Raw genomic sequence first — 13,669 nt, 5'->3', positions numbered from 1 at the left:
TTTTCAGAAGCTTTCCCTGTGTCTAGTCCAGTGCGCGGACCAGACGGATGAAATCCTCGCCTCGCGTCTCGAAACTGTCATATTGATCAAAGCTCGCCGCAGCGGGAGCCAGCAATATTGTGTCGCCCCGTTCTGCGTCCTGTGCGGCCTCGGCGACAGCCCGTTCCATCGTTTCGCACACAACTGCCTCGATCCCGTCAAGCTGACGGGCAAAGGCTTCTGCCTCGCGTCCGATCACATAAGCCTTGCGCACTTGGGCAAAGCCTTCGCTCAACCCCGACAAGCCGCCTTCTTTCTCCAGACCGCCGCAAATCCAGCGGATGTTTTCGAACGCGGCAAGCGCCTTGACCGCGCTGTCCACATTCGTGGCTTTGCTGTCGTTGACAAAACGCACGCCGTCCCGCTCAGCGACCTGTTGGGAGCGATGCGGCAAGCCTTTGAAACTGTGAAATGCGGCCTCGATGACCTTCGGCCCCAAGCCCAGCGCGCGGCACGCGGCATAGGCGGAACAGGCGTTCTGGTGGTTATGCGCGCCCGGCAATCCAGCGATGCCACGCAGATCAATCGCGCCGGTCTGCCGCCCCTTGCGGTATTCCGACAGGAACCCTTTGCGCGCAAAGACCTGCCAGCCAGGCCCGGTCAGTTTGCGCTCTACCGAGACCGCAATCACCCGATCATCGCCGGGTCCTTCGGCCAGTTGGTTCGCAATGTAACGCCCTTCGACTTCATCCACACCGATCACAGCGCGGTCCGGGCCACCTTCGGAAAAGAGCCGCCGCTTGGCTGCAAAATAGCCACCCATCCCGGCGTGACGATCCAGATGATCGGGCGACAGATTGGTAAAGACGGCAATATCAGGCGTCAGCGCGCGGGCGATTTCGGTTTGATAGCTGGACAGCTCGAGCACGATCACTTCGCCATCATGGGCCGGTTCGATATCCAGAACGCCCCGCCCGATATTTCCAGCCAGTTGGGTCGGGCGTCCCGCCTCGGACAGGATGTGATGGATCAAGGCCGAGGTGGTGGATTTACCATTGCTGCCCGTTACGGCGATCACACGCGGCGTGGTGTCAAAGCCGGTCCATTCTTCGGTCGCAAAAGAGCGGAAGAAGAGCCCGATATCATTGTCGACCGGAACGCCTGCCTCATAGGCCGCAGCAATCACCTTGTTGGGGGTCGGATACAGATGCGGGATGCCGGGAGAGATGATCAGCGCCGCGACATCCTCGAACGCGCCTTGCTTGCGCAGATCATGGAGGGTGAAGCCCTCCCCTTCGGCTTTCTCGCGGGCAGGCGCGCTGTCATCCCACAAAAGCGGTTCGGCTCCGCCGGCGCGCAAGGCGTGGGCGGCGGCCAGACCAGAGCGGCCCAGCCCGAGGACGGCAACGCGGCGACCGTCATATCCTTGAACGGGGATCACGGGCCTACCACGGGATCGGTGCGCGGCGGCGGAAGAACCCACCTGTGGGCCCATCATCGGGCAAACGCGCCAACCAGAGCGCGGTGTCCGCGCCTTGTTCGGGTGTCAGCGGCGCTGAAGAGCCACCCATGCGCGTGGCCACCCAACCCGGACACATGGCATTCACCTTGATACCTTCGGGCAGATCGCGTGGCAGCGCATGGGTCAGCGCATTGAGCGCGGCTTTGGCCAGACCATACGCCCCCGGCCCTTCCAGACCTTCGGCAAATGCGCCCCAGCCCGACGATAGATTAACGATCCGCCCCCAGCCTTGCTGCGCCATATGCGGCATGCAGAGCCGGATCAGATGGTATGGCGCGCGCACCATGACCTGCATCGAGGTTTCAAACCCCTCAGGATCGTTGATCAGGTTGCTGTCGATCAAAACGCCTGCGTTGTTGACCAGGACATCGACGCCACCAATCTCGGCCAAAGCCAGCTCGAAACTCTCGGGTTGGGTCAGATCGAGGGGGACAGCCTCGCATCCCATTTCGCGCGCTGCGGTTTGCCCCGCTTCAGGGTCGCGCACTCCGATGACCACGCGGTGATCAGAGGCGAGCCCTTCGGCGATCGCCCGTCCGATACCGCGATTGCCGCCAGTGATGAGCGCGGTTTTCATGCTAGCGCACTTTCAAGGTGGCCAGACCGATCATGGCGAGGATCAGCGAGATGATCCAGAAGCGGATCACGATCTGCGGCTCGGCCCAGCCCTTCTTTTCGTAGTGGTGGTGGATTGGCGCCATCAGGAACACGCGCTTGCCCGTGCGCTTGAAGTAGAGCACCTGAATGATGACGCTCAGCGCTTCTAGCACGAAGAGGCCACCAACAATAGCCAGCACGATCTCGTGCTTGGTGGCCACCGCGATTGCGCCCAGCGCGCCGCCCAAAGCCAGCGATCCAGTGTCGCCCATGAAGACGGCGGCGGGGGGGGCGTTATACCATAAGAAGCCAAGCCCTCCGCCGAAAATACCTGCGCAGAAGACAAGGATCTCGCCGGTGCCGGGGACGTAATGCACGTCAAGATATTCGGTGAAGTCGACGCGACCGACGGCGTAGGCGATCACACCAAGCGTGCCCGCGGCAATCATCACGGGCATGATCGCCAAACCGTCGAGGCCGTCGGTCAGATTGACCGCGTTTGCAGCCCCAACGATCACGATGATTGAGAACGGGATGAAGAGCAGCCCAAGGTTCAGCAAGACATCTTTGAAGAACGGTAAAGCGAGCTGGTTGACCAACTCTTCCGGGTGGTATTGCGCGGCCCAATAGCCTGCGATGGCGGCGATCAAAAAGCCCAAGCCAAGACGGACCTTGCCCGGCACGCCAGCGGTGTTCTGCTTGGACACTTTGGCGTAATCATCGGCAAACCCGATGGCCGCGAAGGACATTGTCACGAACAAAACAAGCCACACGAAAGGATTATCAAGCCGCGCCCACAGCAGGGTCGAGGTCAGCAGCGCGCCGACGATCAAGAGCCCGCCCATTGTGGGCGTGCCAGCCTTGGCGATATGGCCTTCGGGGCCGTCATCGCGGATCGGTTGGCCCTTGCCCTGCTTCTTGCGCAGCACGTTGATCAACGGGCGACCGAATATGAAGCCAAAGACGAGCGCTGTCAGAAACGCCCCGCCCGCGCGGAAGGAGATATAGCGGAAGAGGTTGAAGAAATCGCCTCCGTCCGACAGCGCGGTTAACCAATATAACATGCCTTCAGGCCCCTCGGTCTTGTGGTTGCTCCACCGGATGCCCCAATTTCTTGAGTGCGTCAACAACGCGCCCCACGCGGGAGCCAAGCGAGCCTTTTACGAGAATAACGTCTCCGGGGTCGACAAGGCGATGCGCGTCGACGGCCAGTTCATCTGCCGTTTCCACCCAGCGGCCCCGTTTGAAATCAGGCAGCGCGTCATACATGGCGCGCATGCGTGGGCCGACGCAGTGGACCTTGCTGACCGCCTCAAGGCTGGGATCGGCGGCCATGGCAGCGTGCATTTGCGCCTCTTCTGCGCCCAGTTCCAGCATGTCGCCCAGCACGGCGATACGGCGCCCCTTTGAGACGCGCCCGACATTGTCGACGACCTGTGCTGCGGCCAGCACTTCGAGGGCGGCAAACATCGACGTCGGGTTGGCGTTATAAGCGTCGTCGATCAGTTCGACCGTGGCGTCGGCCTCAACCGGGTCCAGTTGCAGCATCAGGCGCGCGCCACGACCGGCGGGCGGCACCCAAAGGGCAAGGTCCAACGCGGCAACGGCGATATCTGCGCCCAGCGCTTCGACCACGGCGAGCACACCAAGCCCGTTCATCGCGAAATGGCGACCTGCGGTAGAGAGCTTGAAGAGGACCGGCTGGCCATGACAGCTTGCTTGGACGATGGTGCGGTCACCCTGAAGTGTTACGCTTTTTAGCGTGAACTGGTTCGAGGATTGGCCGAACCAGACCGGCGGGAAGCCGTATTTGGCGGCTTCATGTTCAAGCGTCGGGCGGGTCGGGACATCGGCATTCAGCACAACCACCCCATTTGGCAAGAGACCCGCCATGATGGAGGCTTTTTCGACCGCAATGCCGTCGATACTCTCAAATGCTTCCAGATGCGCCGCAGCGACGGTGGTGACCATCGCAACATGGGGGCGGGCCATCTGCGAGAGGGGTGCGATCTCGCCGGGATTGCTCATGCCCATTTCGATCACCGCAAATTCCGTGTCCGCAGGCATTCGGGCCAGCGTCAGCGGAACGCCCCAATGATTGTTATAGCTGGCGACAGAGGCATGAGTGCGCCCTTGGCAGCGCAACACATCGCGCAGCATTTCCTTGGTAGAGGTTTTGCCGACAGAGCCAGTGACGCCCACGACGCGCGCCTTGGTGCGTGCACGTGCGGCGCGGCCCAAGGCTTCGAGGCCTGTCAGCACGTCCTCAACGATCAACAGCGGCGCGTCCTCTGCCACGCCTTCAGGGATACGCGAGACCAGCGCGGCCCCTGCCCCTTTGTCCAAGGCTTGGGCGACAAAATCATGACCGTCACGCGCGTCTTTCAGGGCAACAAAAAGATCGCCCGGCTCAAGCGTGCGCGTGTCGATGGAAACGCCTGTGCAAGACCAGTCTCCCCGCGCCTCTCCACCGGTTGCAGCGGCGGCCTCGGCAGCGGTCCAAAGCGCGGTCATAGCGCGCCGTCCAGTGCGGCGACCGCGACGCTGGCTTGTTCGACGTCATCAAAGGGGAACACGTTATCGCCCACAGTCTGGCCGGTTTCGTGCCCTTTGCCACAGATCAGCAACGCGTCGCCCGCGCCCAAAGCATCAACGCCGCGCAGGATCGCCTCGGCCCGGTCGCCGACATTCGTGGCATCCGGCGCGCCTTGCATCACGGCAGCGCGGATCGTGGCAGGGTCCTCAGAGCGGGGGTTGTCGTCGGTCACGATCACAAGGTCGGCGTTCTTGGCGGCGGCTTGCCCCATCAGGGGGCGTTTGCCCGCATCGCGGTCGCCGCCCGCGCCAACAATCGCAATGAGACGGCCCATCACATGGGGGCGCAGCGCTTTGAGCGCCGTCTCAACCGCATCGGGCGTATGGGCGTAATCGACAAAGACCGTCGCGCCATTGTCGCGCGTCGCGGCAAGCTGCATCCGGCCCCGGACCGTGCCAAGATGCGGCAGCGTCTCAAAAACACGTGCGGGTTCGGCACCGCAGGCGATGACAAGACCGCAAGCCAGCAGGATGTTTTCGGCCTGAAAGCCACCGATCAGATTCAGGCGCACGGATTTGGGCGCACCCTCGTATTCAAAGAGCAGCTCTTGCCCGGTGGCGTCAAAGCGCTGGCCGGTGAGGCGCAGCTCGGCCCGGGGGGCGCGGCCCACGCGGATCAAGCGTTGGCCACGGGCTTCGGCGATGCGGGCCATCTCGACGCCTTTGGGATCGTCGATGTTGATCACCGCGATCCCGTCCTGAGACAGAACGCGCGCGAAAAGCCCCGCCTTAGCCGCGAAATAGGCATCAAACGTGCCGTGATAATCCAGATGGTCCTGACTGAAATTCGTAAAGCCTGCCGCCATGAGTTGCACACCGTCCAGACGGCGCTGATCAAGCCCGTGGGACGACGCCTCCATCGCGCAATGGGTGATGCCGGCCTCGGCCATCTCGGCCAGATGGCGATGCAGCAGCACCGGCTCTGGCGTGGTGTGGGCAAGCGGCGCGGTGTATGCGCCTTCGATGCCGGTCGTGCCAAGATTGGCGGCGGCGTAGCCCAGCTCAACCCAGATCTGGCGCGTGAAGGTGGTGACAGAGGTCTTCCCGTTGGTCCCCGTCACGCCGATCATATGCGCTGGCTGGCGACCAAACCACAGGGCGGCAGCCCCGGCCAGGGCCTGACGCGGGTCTTCGGTGATCACCAATGCGGCCTCTGATCCGTCAAGCACATCGCGCGCAATCTGCGCCCCTTCGGCATCGGTCAGGATCGCGCCGGCATCCATGCGCAACGCATACTGAATGAACTCGGCCCCGTGGACCTTGGACCCCGGCAAGGCTGCGAACAAGAAACCCGGCTTCACCTCGCGGCTATCAACGGTCAGGCCGGTGACCCGCACGTCGCGGCCCGCTTGTGCGGTCAGCCCCAGTTCGGTCAAAGATGTGGTCTTGCCCATGCCCGGCCCCCGGTTCACGCGTCAGTTCGAGGTCAGTGTTACCTTAGCCGGTGCTGCGGGTGCAATCTCTGGTCTGAGCCCCAAAAGCGGGGCCATGCGGCGCGTCATTTCCGAGGCAACTGGAACAGCCGTCCACCCTGCCGTGCGGCGCGGTTTGGGACCGGAGGTTTCTGTCGGCTCGTCCAGCGCGACGATCAGAACATATTTTGGATCATGGGCCGGAAAGACAGATGCAAAGGTCGAAATGACCTTGTCGTCATAATACCCCCGCCCGTTGGTGAGCGGCTTGTCGGCGGTGCCGGTCTTGCCACCCACGTGATAGCCCGGCACTTCACCAAAGCTGGCTGTGCCCTTGGTGACGACCTGACGCAACATGGAGGCCGACAGTTTAGAGGTCTGTTCCGAGATGATGCGCGGGCCGTTTTGCGGCGTGACGCGCTTGAGCAGCGTCGGCGTGATCTTGGTGCCACCGTTCAGAAGCGACGAATAGGCCGCCGCCAAATGCAGCGGGCTGGCCGAAAGACCGTGACCGTAGGAGATTGTCATGGTCGAGATATCTTTCCACTGCCGGGGCAAAAGCGGTTGTGCGCCGGGGCCTTCGGTCAGCTCGACCGCGGTCGGCTCAAAAAAGCCGAGGCTGCGCAGGAAGTCCTGCTGCCGCTTGGCCCCGATATCAAGCGCCATATGCGCCGTGCCGATATTGGAGGATTTGACGATCACATTGGTGACGCTCAACTCCGGTCCGTAATTGCGGAAATCGCGAATCCGGTGACGCCCGACAACCATCGGCCCCTTGGTGTCGATCATGGTCTCGGGATTGACCAGGCCCAGTTCCAGCGCCTGGGCGGAGGTGAAAATCTTGAAAGTCGATCCAAGCTCATAAAGACCCTGCACCGCGCGGTTGAAAATCGGGCTATCGCCCGGCTCCCCTTCGGTGGGCGGGCGTGGGCGAATGTTGGGGTCGAAATCAGGCAGGCTGACCATCGAGATGATCTCGCCCGTATGCACATCCATCAACACGGATGCAGCACCTTTGGCGTTGAGCAGCTTCATGCCGCCAGACAGCACACGCTCGGCCGCGGCCTGCACGGTCATGTCAATCGACAGCTCCAGCGGTGCGCCTTCATTGACCGGATCGCGCAGGAACTCGTCAAAACGACTTTCGACACCGGCAACACCGATCACTTCGGCGCTGTGTACGCCTTCGCGCCCAAAAGATGCGCCACCCAAAATATGTGCAGCAAGACTGCCATTGGGATACAGGCGCATTTCGCGGGTGCCAAAGAGCAGGCCGGGATCGCCGATATCATGGACGGCCTGCTTCTGTTCGGGGCTGAGTTTCTTTTTGATCCAGAGGAACTCGCGCTTGCCGGTGAAGTCTTCCAGCAGCTCTTTTTCGTCAAGATCGGGGAAGATCACGGCCAACTCGCGCGCAGCCTTTTCCTTGTCGATCATGATGGGGGGCTGCGCATAGAGCGCGTGCGTTTCCAGATTGGTCGCCAGAATGCGCCCGTTGCGATCCACGATGTCGGCCCGTTGAGCCAGAATTTGCGAGCCGGATGCGCGGGCTTGCGGCTCCATCGGCTCAGACGCGGCCAGATGGCCCATGCGTGCGCCGACCGTCATGAACGCGCCCAGAAAAAACACGCTGAGCACCAGCAAGCGGCCTTGAGCGCGCAAACGCGCCTTGTCGCGCATTTCCTCGTGCCGCAGGCGGATGTTCTCGCGTTCAATTGCGTCGGGGTTTTCGCCGGTCTGGCGGGCTTTGAGGACGCGCGCCAGAGGGCGCAAAGGGGTGCGAATCATGGCAGCTGAACCTCTTCGTCATCGGTGGTGGGACCTGCGCGCGTCTCAACCGGGTTGGTGATCGGCAGTAGCGGCTCGGGCGGGTAAGCAACTTGATCCACAAGGCCAAACTGCTCGGGCATCAGGGGCAAAAGACCCAGCCGGTCAAAGTTGATCTCGGCCAGATCGCGCAGCCGGTCGGGGCGGTTGAGATAGGCCCATTCGGCGCGCAGAACGGCCAAATGGGATCGCTGGGTCGCGATCTCGTTTTGCAGCCCGCGCACGTCGCGCAGGGCCTGTTGTGTGGCGTAGTTCTGCTGGTAGGCCCAAAAGGCCAGCGCCACGACGGCAAGTGCTGAAATTACATAAAGAAAGCCGCGCATCTATCTGTCCCCCAACAAAAAAGGCATTCCAATGGCTTTGCGATCCACTGCCCCCGCAGGCGCATCCGTACGCTCTGCGATGCGCAGTTTCGCCGACCGGGCACGTGGGTTTTCAAGCAGTTCCTGATCGTCCGGGCCGACCGCCTTGCGTGTCACCGGGCTGAACTGTGCCTTGGTCTGTTCCGGCTCGGGCGCATAGCGGTTCACCCGACCGCCAGTGCCGGAACGCGCCTGAATGAAGCGCTTGACCATCCGGTCCTCGACCGAATGAAAGCTGACCACGGCCAGTTTGCCGCCAGGCTTGAGCGCGCGTTCTGCGGCCTCCAACCCATCAGCCAGTTCGCCGTATTCGTCGTTCACCGCAATGCGCAGCGCCTGAAAGCTGCGGGTCGCGGGGTGGCTTTGGCCCGGCTTGGGGCGCGGCAGGCACCCTTCGATGATCTTGGCCAATTCTAGTGTGCGCGTGATCGGGCGCGCCGCGACGATGGCTTTCGCAATCCGGCGCGAGGCGCGCTCTTCGCCGTAGGTATACAGAATGTCGGCCAGCGTGACCTCATCGGCCTCGTTCACCAGATCGGCCGCGGTCATGCCTTGCGCGCTCATCCGCATATCCAGCGGGCCGTCCTTCATGAAGGAAAAGCCCCGCTCTGCCTGATCAAGCTGCATGGAGCTGACGCCGATATCCAGAACAACGCCGTCCAGATCGGCACCGTATTTGTCCAAATGCGAAAACGTGCCCTCGACCATCTCAAGCCGGTCACCATAGGGCGCGGCCCAGCTTTCGGCCATCTTGAAGACCGACGGGTCGCGATCCACCGCGATCACCTTGTCCGCCCCCGCAGCCAAAAGCGCCCGGGTATAGCCCCCGGCCCCGAATGTACCGTCCAGCCAAACGCCGGTCACTGGCGCGACGGCGCGCAAAAGCGGGCGCAATAAGACAGGGATATGAGGCGCAGGCGGTGTGATGGCGGCGCTGGCTGCCATCGCTCAACCCTCCTTCGCTTGATCCAGATAGATCAGCGGGTCGAAATCCTCGGGTAAATCATCAAGCCACTCGTCGGTGCGCGCGGCTTCTTCGCTTTGATAGGTGTCCGGCTTCCAAATCTGAAACGTGTCGCCTGCAGCGATGAAGAAAGCCGCGTCATCCAGTTCGATCTTGTTGCGCAGTTTGGCGGGCAGCACGATGCGGCCGGTCTCGTCAACGCTGGTTGGGAAGGACTGGCCATGGAACAGACGCTGAAGCATCTTACGCTCCATCGAACCACGGGGAAGCGCGTCGATCTTGTCGTCCACCTCGGCGATGGCATCCATCGTGTAGCATTCAAGATATTTGCGGCGGTGATCGCCATAGACGATCACCAGTTCAGGGCTCAGACCTTGGGTGAATTGCGGATCGCCCGCCTCCAGAACACGGCGAAAAGAGGCCGGGATAGACACCCGCCCCTTTCCATCGACCTTCTGGTCGAACTCGCCTCTGAACCTGCGAACCACTGTCCCGTAGCCCTTCTATGCCTGCCCCGAAAACCGGGGGCTTGAAATGGGAACGGCGGATTGAGCTGCTGCCACTGCCCAATCCGCCGCCCGTTTCCCTTGCGGGATGTCCGACTGCGCGCGCCACCTGGGGGGATGTCTGCTCGCTCGCGCGCCGGATCTCTTTGTTCGGTGAAAGCGGGTGCCTGTATGAAACCTGACTTGGTGCTTTTTGTTCGGGGTTCTTGATCTGCCCCTGAAGCCCGTCCCTCATCCGATACATAAGGGATGACATGGGATTTCATGGTAATCAATGAAAAAATTGACCTAAGAGCAACAAGATCATATTTCAGAGGGTGCTGAAAAACAAGATATAGTATGAAAATTGCTTACTGAGACCCTCATTATGTATTTATAGTCTATCAAGGCACAATATATAGTGAAATTAAGGACGCTCAGAATTTTCCCATCTTTTCCCAGAAAAATTGATATTACCTCAATTCTGAGGCCGATCTAGTCGCAAAATCTGAGCAAATCCACCAAAATCGAAGACCATGGCTTGCTTCGATTCGGCGCTTTGACCAGCCCAGCCCAAAGCAGACCCATGAATTCCCATGGCGATCCCAGTGCTCAAACACACCACATCAGAAAAGGAAATGTCCGCCGGAGGTGGACGCTGCCGGATCAGGCCATCCCGCCATCGACCAGACGACGGGCCAGCGCGCTGTAGGCTTGCGCCACGACACCGTCGCCCACTGCAATCGGTGTGCCGCTGTCTCCGGCCACGCGGGTCTCCAGATCAATGGGCAGCGCGCCAAGGAACGGCAGACCCAATGCAGCCGCTTCGGCCTCGACCCCGCCTTGCCCGAAAATATGTGCCTCATGCCCGCATTTTTCGCAGACATAGCCGGACATATTTTCGATCAACCCCAGAACAGGCGTTTTCAGAGTATTGAACATGTCGAGCGCTTTGCGCGCGTCCAGAAGCGCCACATCCTGCGGCGTGGAGACCACAAGCGCGCCCGTCAGTTCAGCCTTGGTGCAGAGCGTCAGTTGCACATCGCCCGTTCCGGGTGGCAGATCAACGATCAGCACATCGAGATCACCCCACTGCACCTGCCCCAGCATCTGCTGCAACGCGCCCATCAGCATCGGGCCGCGCCAGACAACGGCCTTGGCCGCGTCAACCATCAGACCGATGGACATGAAGGTCACGCCATGGGCCTCTAGCGGGATGATCGTTTTGCCATCTGGAGAGGCAGGGCGTTTGCTCGTCCCCATCATGCGTGGCTGGCTGGGGCCGTAGATATCGGCGTCCAGCAGTCCGACCCGGCGCCCTTGACGGGCCAGCGCCACGGCGAGGTTCGAGGAAACGGTGGATTTGCCGACACCGCCTTTGCCAGAGGCGACAGCAAGGATGCGATCCACGCCCGGCACCTTCAAAGGCCCCTCTTGCGGCTTGGGATGGCCGCCGATCTTCAGCGACGGTGGCTCGGGCGCTTTCGGCGCAGGCCCATGAGCGGTCAGCGCGACGGAAACCTGATCGACGCCGGGCAAGGCGGCGACCATCTGTTCGGCGGCGGCGCGGATCGGCTCCATCTTCTGGGCGATCTCTGGTGACGGTGCTTCGAGCACGAATCTCACCGTGCCGCCGTCAATTGTCAGCGCGCGAACCATGTCTTGAGAGACCAATGTGCCGCCTTGAGGCAGCGCGATCTTGCCGAGTGCTGTTTCGATCTGATCTCGTGTTATCGCCATCTGCACGCCCTTTACGCATTCCGCCTCATTCGCAACCGCTCTATTCCGAGTGATGACGCTCTTTAATACATAAGCCGCCCGCAAATGAGGCAACAGCCCTGGATTTCGCCCAGCATTGTCCCATGCGTCCCGTGCATATCAGGTTTGCATCATTCAGGCATTGTGCAACTGCAGCATTCACCCATATTTAACCCAACGGCGCTAGAAACACTTGCGCAACCGAGCACGAAATCAAAGGCGAAACAATGGCATACGTCACGCACACATCAGTTGGCTCCGATAGCCACGTCGAAAAATCCAAAGCGCTTTGGTCCTCGCTGGCCTCCCGCTACGCTGCATATCGCACTTACCGTCGCACTCTGACTGAGCTGCGCACCCTGTCCAACCGCGAATTGAACGACCTGGGCTTGAGCCGGTCGATGCTCAAGCGCGTTGCGATGGAAGCTGCCTACGACGCGTAGGCCCGAAATTTCGAGATCAGGCGTTCCTCTCCTCCTCCCTGGGACGTCTGAAAATTAGCGGCGGCACCTCTCCTCCTCCCTGGTGTCGCCGCCTTTTTTTTGCCGTGACAATTCATGTGCTAGACTGGGTCCATCCTGACCCGGAGTTTGCATCATGTCCCACACCCCATCCATTGTTCCTTATCTGAGCTATGCCGACGGCAAAGCCGCGATGGCCTTTCTCACAAAGGCTTTTGGTCTGTCTGTCGTGCAAAGCTATGACGACGAGAATGGTGTGCTCCAACATGCCGAAATGCGCTTTGGCAATGGGGTCATCATGATGGGGACAGCCGATATGGCGAAAGGATCGCCGGGCATTTACCTTGTCGTTGAGGATGTGCAGGCGCATTTCGATACGGCAAAGGCAGCCGGGGCACAGATTGTCTATCCACCCGAGCAAACCGAATGGGGCACATGGCGCTACCGCGCGAAAGATCCCGAAGGACATGAATGGAGCTTTGGCAGCTACGCCCCCTCCACCGAGCCACCAAGCTGGGGTTAGCCGCGCATGTTCTTGGGCGAGCCCATCACCATGTAACTGTTGATCGCGTTGACGTTGGGGACTTGGCCCAGCTTGTCCGTATGGAAGGTCTTGTAGGATGCCAGATCAGGCACCTCGACCCGCAACAGGTATTCAAACACGCCGGACACGTTATGGCATTCCGTGACCTCTGGGGCGGTGCGCATCGCGGATTCGAAACGCTCTTGCGAGGCTTTGGAGTGGTCCGAGAGGCCGACCATCACATAAACCGTGAAGCCCTGCCCCAACTGATCGCGATCGAGGATAGCGCGGTAGCCTTTGATAAGGCCCGTCTTTTCAAGCTCTTGCACGCGGCGCAAGCAGGCAGAGGGCGACAGCCCAACGCGGTCGGCGAGCTCAATATTGCTGAGCCGCCCATCACGGGACAGCTCGTGCAATATTCGGTCGGTTATATCATCTATTTTCGCCATATATTGCGATATTATCGCAAAAGCTATGAGCTTTGCAATTTCATTGCACGTATGACGCCATAAAATTGCGCGTATGACTTATGATCTTCTCACCGCCCTCGCCGCCTTCGCCTTTGTCAGTTCGATCACACCGGGGCCAAACAACCTGATGCTGATGGCGTCTGGCGCGAATTACGGGGTGTGGCGCACTCTGCCGCATATGCTGGGCGTGGCTTTGGGATTCGTCTTTATGGTCGTCCTGGTGGGCGTTGGGCTGATCCAGATTTTTGACGCATTCCCAGTGAGTTACACAGTCTTGAAGATCGTCTCGGTCGGCTACCTGCTATATCTGGCGTGGAAAATCGCCACCGCCGCCGCACCGGATGCGAAAGAGCCGACGGGCACGCCGATGACGTTTTTCCAAGCGGCGGCCTTTCAATGGGTGAACCCGAAAGCGTGGACGATGGCTTTGACCGCAATCAGCGTCTACGCGGTGCCCAGTGCCGGATTTTGGGGGATTTTTCTGGTGGGCGTCGTCTTTGGCGCAATCAATTTGCCGTCGGTGGGTCTGTGGGCTTGGATGGGCCAGCAATTGCGCCGTGTGCTGGATGACCCGCGCAAATTGCGGGTGTTCAATATCACGATGGCGGTGCTTTTGGTGGCGTCGCTGTGGCCGATTTTATGGCCCTGAAACCAGCCCGACACGCTGTATGGTTCGGGTCTGGTTTGCGTATGGCTTGGGTATGGCACCTGTAC

General features: G+C 60.7%; 14 protein-coding genes. 3 read left to right on the top strand and 11 right to left on the bottom strand.

What is annotated here, in order from left to right:
* Positions 1-22: 22 nt before the first annotated feature.
* The 10 genes from murD to KUW67_RS00490 form a co-directional block, all read right to left on the bottom strand.
* A complete protein-coding gene (gene murD / locus KUW67_RS00535) occupies positions 23-1,420 on the bottom strand; it encodes a UDP-N-acetylmuramoyl-L-alanine--D-glutamate ligase (RefSeq protein WP_224823315.1) in 1,398 nt (465 codons plus the stop codon).
* A 4-nt stretch (positions 1,421-1,424) separates the two neighbouring features.
* Positions 1,425-2,078: an SDR family NAD(P)-dependent oxidoreductase gene (locus tag KUW67_RS00530; RefSeq protein ID WP_224823314.1), complete on the bottom strand. Its 654-nt coding sequence runs from the start codon at positions 2,076-2,078 to the stop codon at positions 1,425-1,427.
* 1 nt (position 2,079) lies between these two features.
* Positions 2,080-3,162, bottom strand: a complete 1,083-nt coding sequence (mraY, locus tag KUW67_RS00525; RefSeq protein ID WP_224823313.1) for a phospho-N-acetylmuramoyl-pentapeptide-transferase — start codon at positions 3,160-3,162, stop codon at positions 2,080-2,082.
* Between the two features lie 4 nt (positions 3,163-3,166).
* The gene (gene murF / locus KUW67_RS00520) at positions 3,167-4,612 is read right to left on the bottom strand and encodes a UDP-N-acetylmuramoyl-tripeptide--D-alanyl-D-alanine ligase (protein ID WP_224823312.1); all 1,446 of its coding nucleotides are present in this window, start codon (positions 4,610-4,612) and stop codon (positions 3,167-3,169) included.
* The gene (locus KUW67_RS00515; RefSeq protein WP_224823311.1) at positions 4,609-6,087 is read right to left on the bottom strand and encodes a UDP-N-acetylmuramoyl-L-alanyl-D-glutamate--2,6-diaminopimelate ligase; all 1,479 of its coding nucleotides are present in this window, start codon (positions 6,085-6,087) and stop codon (positions 4,609-4,611) included. Before KUW67_RS00515 ends, murF begins: the two co-directional genes overlap by 4 nt.
* Positions 6,088-6,108: 21 nt before the next feature.
* Entirely contained in the window at positions 6,109-7,893 is a 1,785-nt protein-coding gene (locus KUW67_RS00510) for a penicillin-binding protein 2 (protein ID WP_224823310.1), read from the bottom strand.
* Positions 7,890-8,255: a cell division protein FtsL gene (locus KUW67_RS00505; RefSeq protein WP_224823309.1), complete on the bottom strand. Its 366-nt coding sequence runs from the start codon at positions 8,253-8,255 to the stop codon at positions 7,890-7,892. The genes KUW67_RS00510 and KUW67_RS00505 overlap by 4 nt, the downstream gene beginning before the upstream one ends.
* Complete coding sequence (gene rsmH, locus KUW67_RS00500) at positions 8,256-9,239, bottom strand: 16S rRNA (cytosine(1402)-N(4))-methyltransferase RsmH (RefSeq protein WP_224823308.1); 984 nt, start codon at positions 9,237-9,239, stop codon at positions 8,256-8,258.
* 3 nt (positions 9,240-9,242) lie between these two features.
* Positions 9,243-9,746 carry a division/cell wall cluster transcriptional repressor MraZ gene (mraZ, locus tag KUW67_RS00495; protein WP_224823307.1) on the bottom strand — a complete coding sequence of 168 codons (504 nt, stop codon included), beginning with the start codon at positions 9,744-9,746 and terminating at the stop codon, positions 9,243-9,245.
* Positions 9,747-10,409: 663 nt separating this feature from the next.
* Positions 10,410-11,483, bottom strand: a complete 1,074-nt coding sequence (locus KUW67_RS00490; protein ID WP_224823306.1) for an Mrp/NBP35 family ATP-binding protein — start codon at positions 11,481-11,483, stop codon at positions 10,410-10,412.
* A gap of 245 nt (positions 11,484-11,728) precedes the next feature.
* Between KUW67_RS00490 and KUW67_RS00485 the strand changes: the two genes are divergently transcribed.
* The gene (locus tag KUW67_RS00485; RefSeq protein ID WP_224823305.1) at positions 11,729-11,944 is read left to right on the top strand and encodes a DUF1127 domain-containing protein; all 216 of its coding nucleotides are present in this window, start codon (positions 11,729-11,731) and stop codon (positions 11,942-11,944) included.
* Positions 11,945-12,098: 154 nt separating this feature from the next.
* Entirely contained in the window at positions 12,099-12,485 is a 387-nt protein-coding gene (locus tag KUW67_RS00480; protein ID WP_224823304.1) for a VOC family protein, read from the top strand.
* Here KUW67_RS00480 and KUW67_RS00475 read toward each other — a convergent pair.
* Positions 12,482-12,934: an Lrp/AsnC family transcriptional regulator gene (locus KUW67_RS00475; protein ID WP_224823303.1), complete on the bottom strand. Its 453-nt coding sequence runs from the start codon at positions 12,932-12,934 to the stop codon at positions 12,482-12,484. The genes KUW67_RS00480 and KUW67_RS00475 overlap by 4 nt on opposite strands.
* Positions 12,935-13,007: 73 nt before the next feature.
* Here KUW67_RS00475 and KUW67_RS00470 point away from each other — a divergent pair, with 73 nt between their 5' ends.
* Complete coding sequence (locus KUW67_RS00470) at positions 13,008-13,604, top strand: LysE family translocator (RefSeq protein ID WP_224823302.1); 597 nt, start codon at positions 13,008-13,010, stop codon at positions 13,602-13,604.
* Positions 13,605-13,669 lie beyond the last annotated feature (65 nt).

The organism is Cognatishimia sp. MH4019, from assembly GCF_020177595.1.
Taxonomy (GTDB): Bacteria; Pseudomonadota; Alphaproteobacteria; order Rhodobacterales; family Rhodobacteraceae; genus JAHTBL01.
The sequence above is the reverse complement of the archived record's forward strand: the minus strand, read 5'-3'. Positions and strand labels throughout refer to the sequence as shown.

Excerpts from the sequence above, each read along its gene's own strand:
- KUW67_RS00530 (WP_224823314.1), bottom strand. The coding sequence starts at position 2,078 with ATGAAAACCGCGCTCATCACTGGCGGCAATCGCGGTATCGGACGGGCG.
- mraY (WP_224823313.1), bottom strand. The coding sequence starts at position 3,162 with ATGTTATATTGGTTAACCGCGCTGTCGGACGGAGGCGATTTCTTCAAC.
- murF (WP_224823312.1), bottom strand. The coding sequence starts at position 4,612 with ATGACCGCGCTTTGGACCGCTGCCGAGGCCGCCGCTGCAACCGGTGGA.
- KUW67_RS00515 (WP_224823311.1), bottom strand. The coding sequence starts at position 6,087 with ATGGGCAAGACCACATCTTTGACCGAACTGGGGCTGACCGCACAAGCG.
- KUW67_RS00510 (WP_224823310.1), bottom strand. The coding sequence starts at position 7,893 with ATGATTCGCACCCCTTTGCGCCCTCTGGCGCGCGTCCTCAAAGCCCGC.
- KUW67_RS00505 (WP_224823309.1), bottom strand. The coding sequence starts at position 8,255 with ATGCGCGGCTTTCTTTATGTAATTTCAGCACTTGCCGTCGTGGCGCTG.
- rsmH (WP_224823308.1), bottom strand. The coding sequence starts at position 9,239 with ATGGCAGCCAGCGCCGCCATCACACCGCCTGCGCCTCATATCCCTGTC.
- KUW67_RS00490 (WP_224823306.1), bottom strand. The coding sequence starts at position 11,483 with ATGGCGATAACACGAGATCAGATCGAAACAGCACTCGGCAAGATCGCG.
- KUW67_RS00485 (WP_224823305.1), top strand. The coding sequence starts at position 11,729 with ATGGCATACGTCACGCACACATCAGTTGGCTCCGATAGCCACGTCGAA.
- KUW67_RS00480 (WP_224823304.1), top strand. The coding sequence starts at position 12,099 with ATGTCCCACACCCCATCCATTGTTCCTTATCTGAGCTATGCCGACGGC.
- KUW67_RS00475 (WP_224823303.1), bottom strand. The coding sequence starts at position 12,934 with ATGGCGAAAATAGATGATATAACCGACCGAATATTGCACGAGCTGTCC.
- KUW67_RS00470 (WP_224823302.1), top strand. The coding sequence starts at position 13,008 with ATGACTTATGATCTTCTCACCGCCCTCGCCGCCTTCGCCTTTGTCAGT.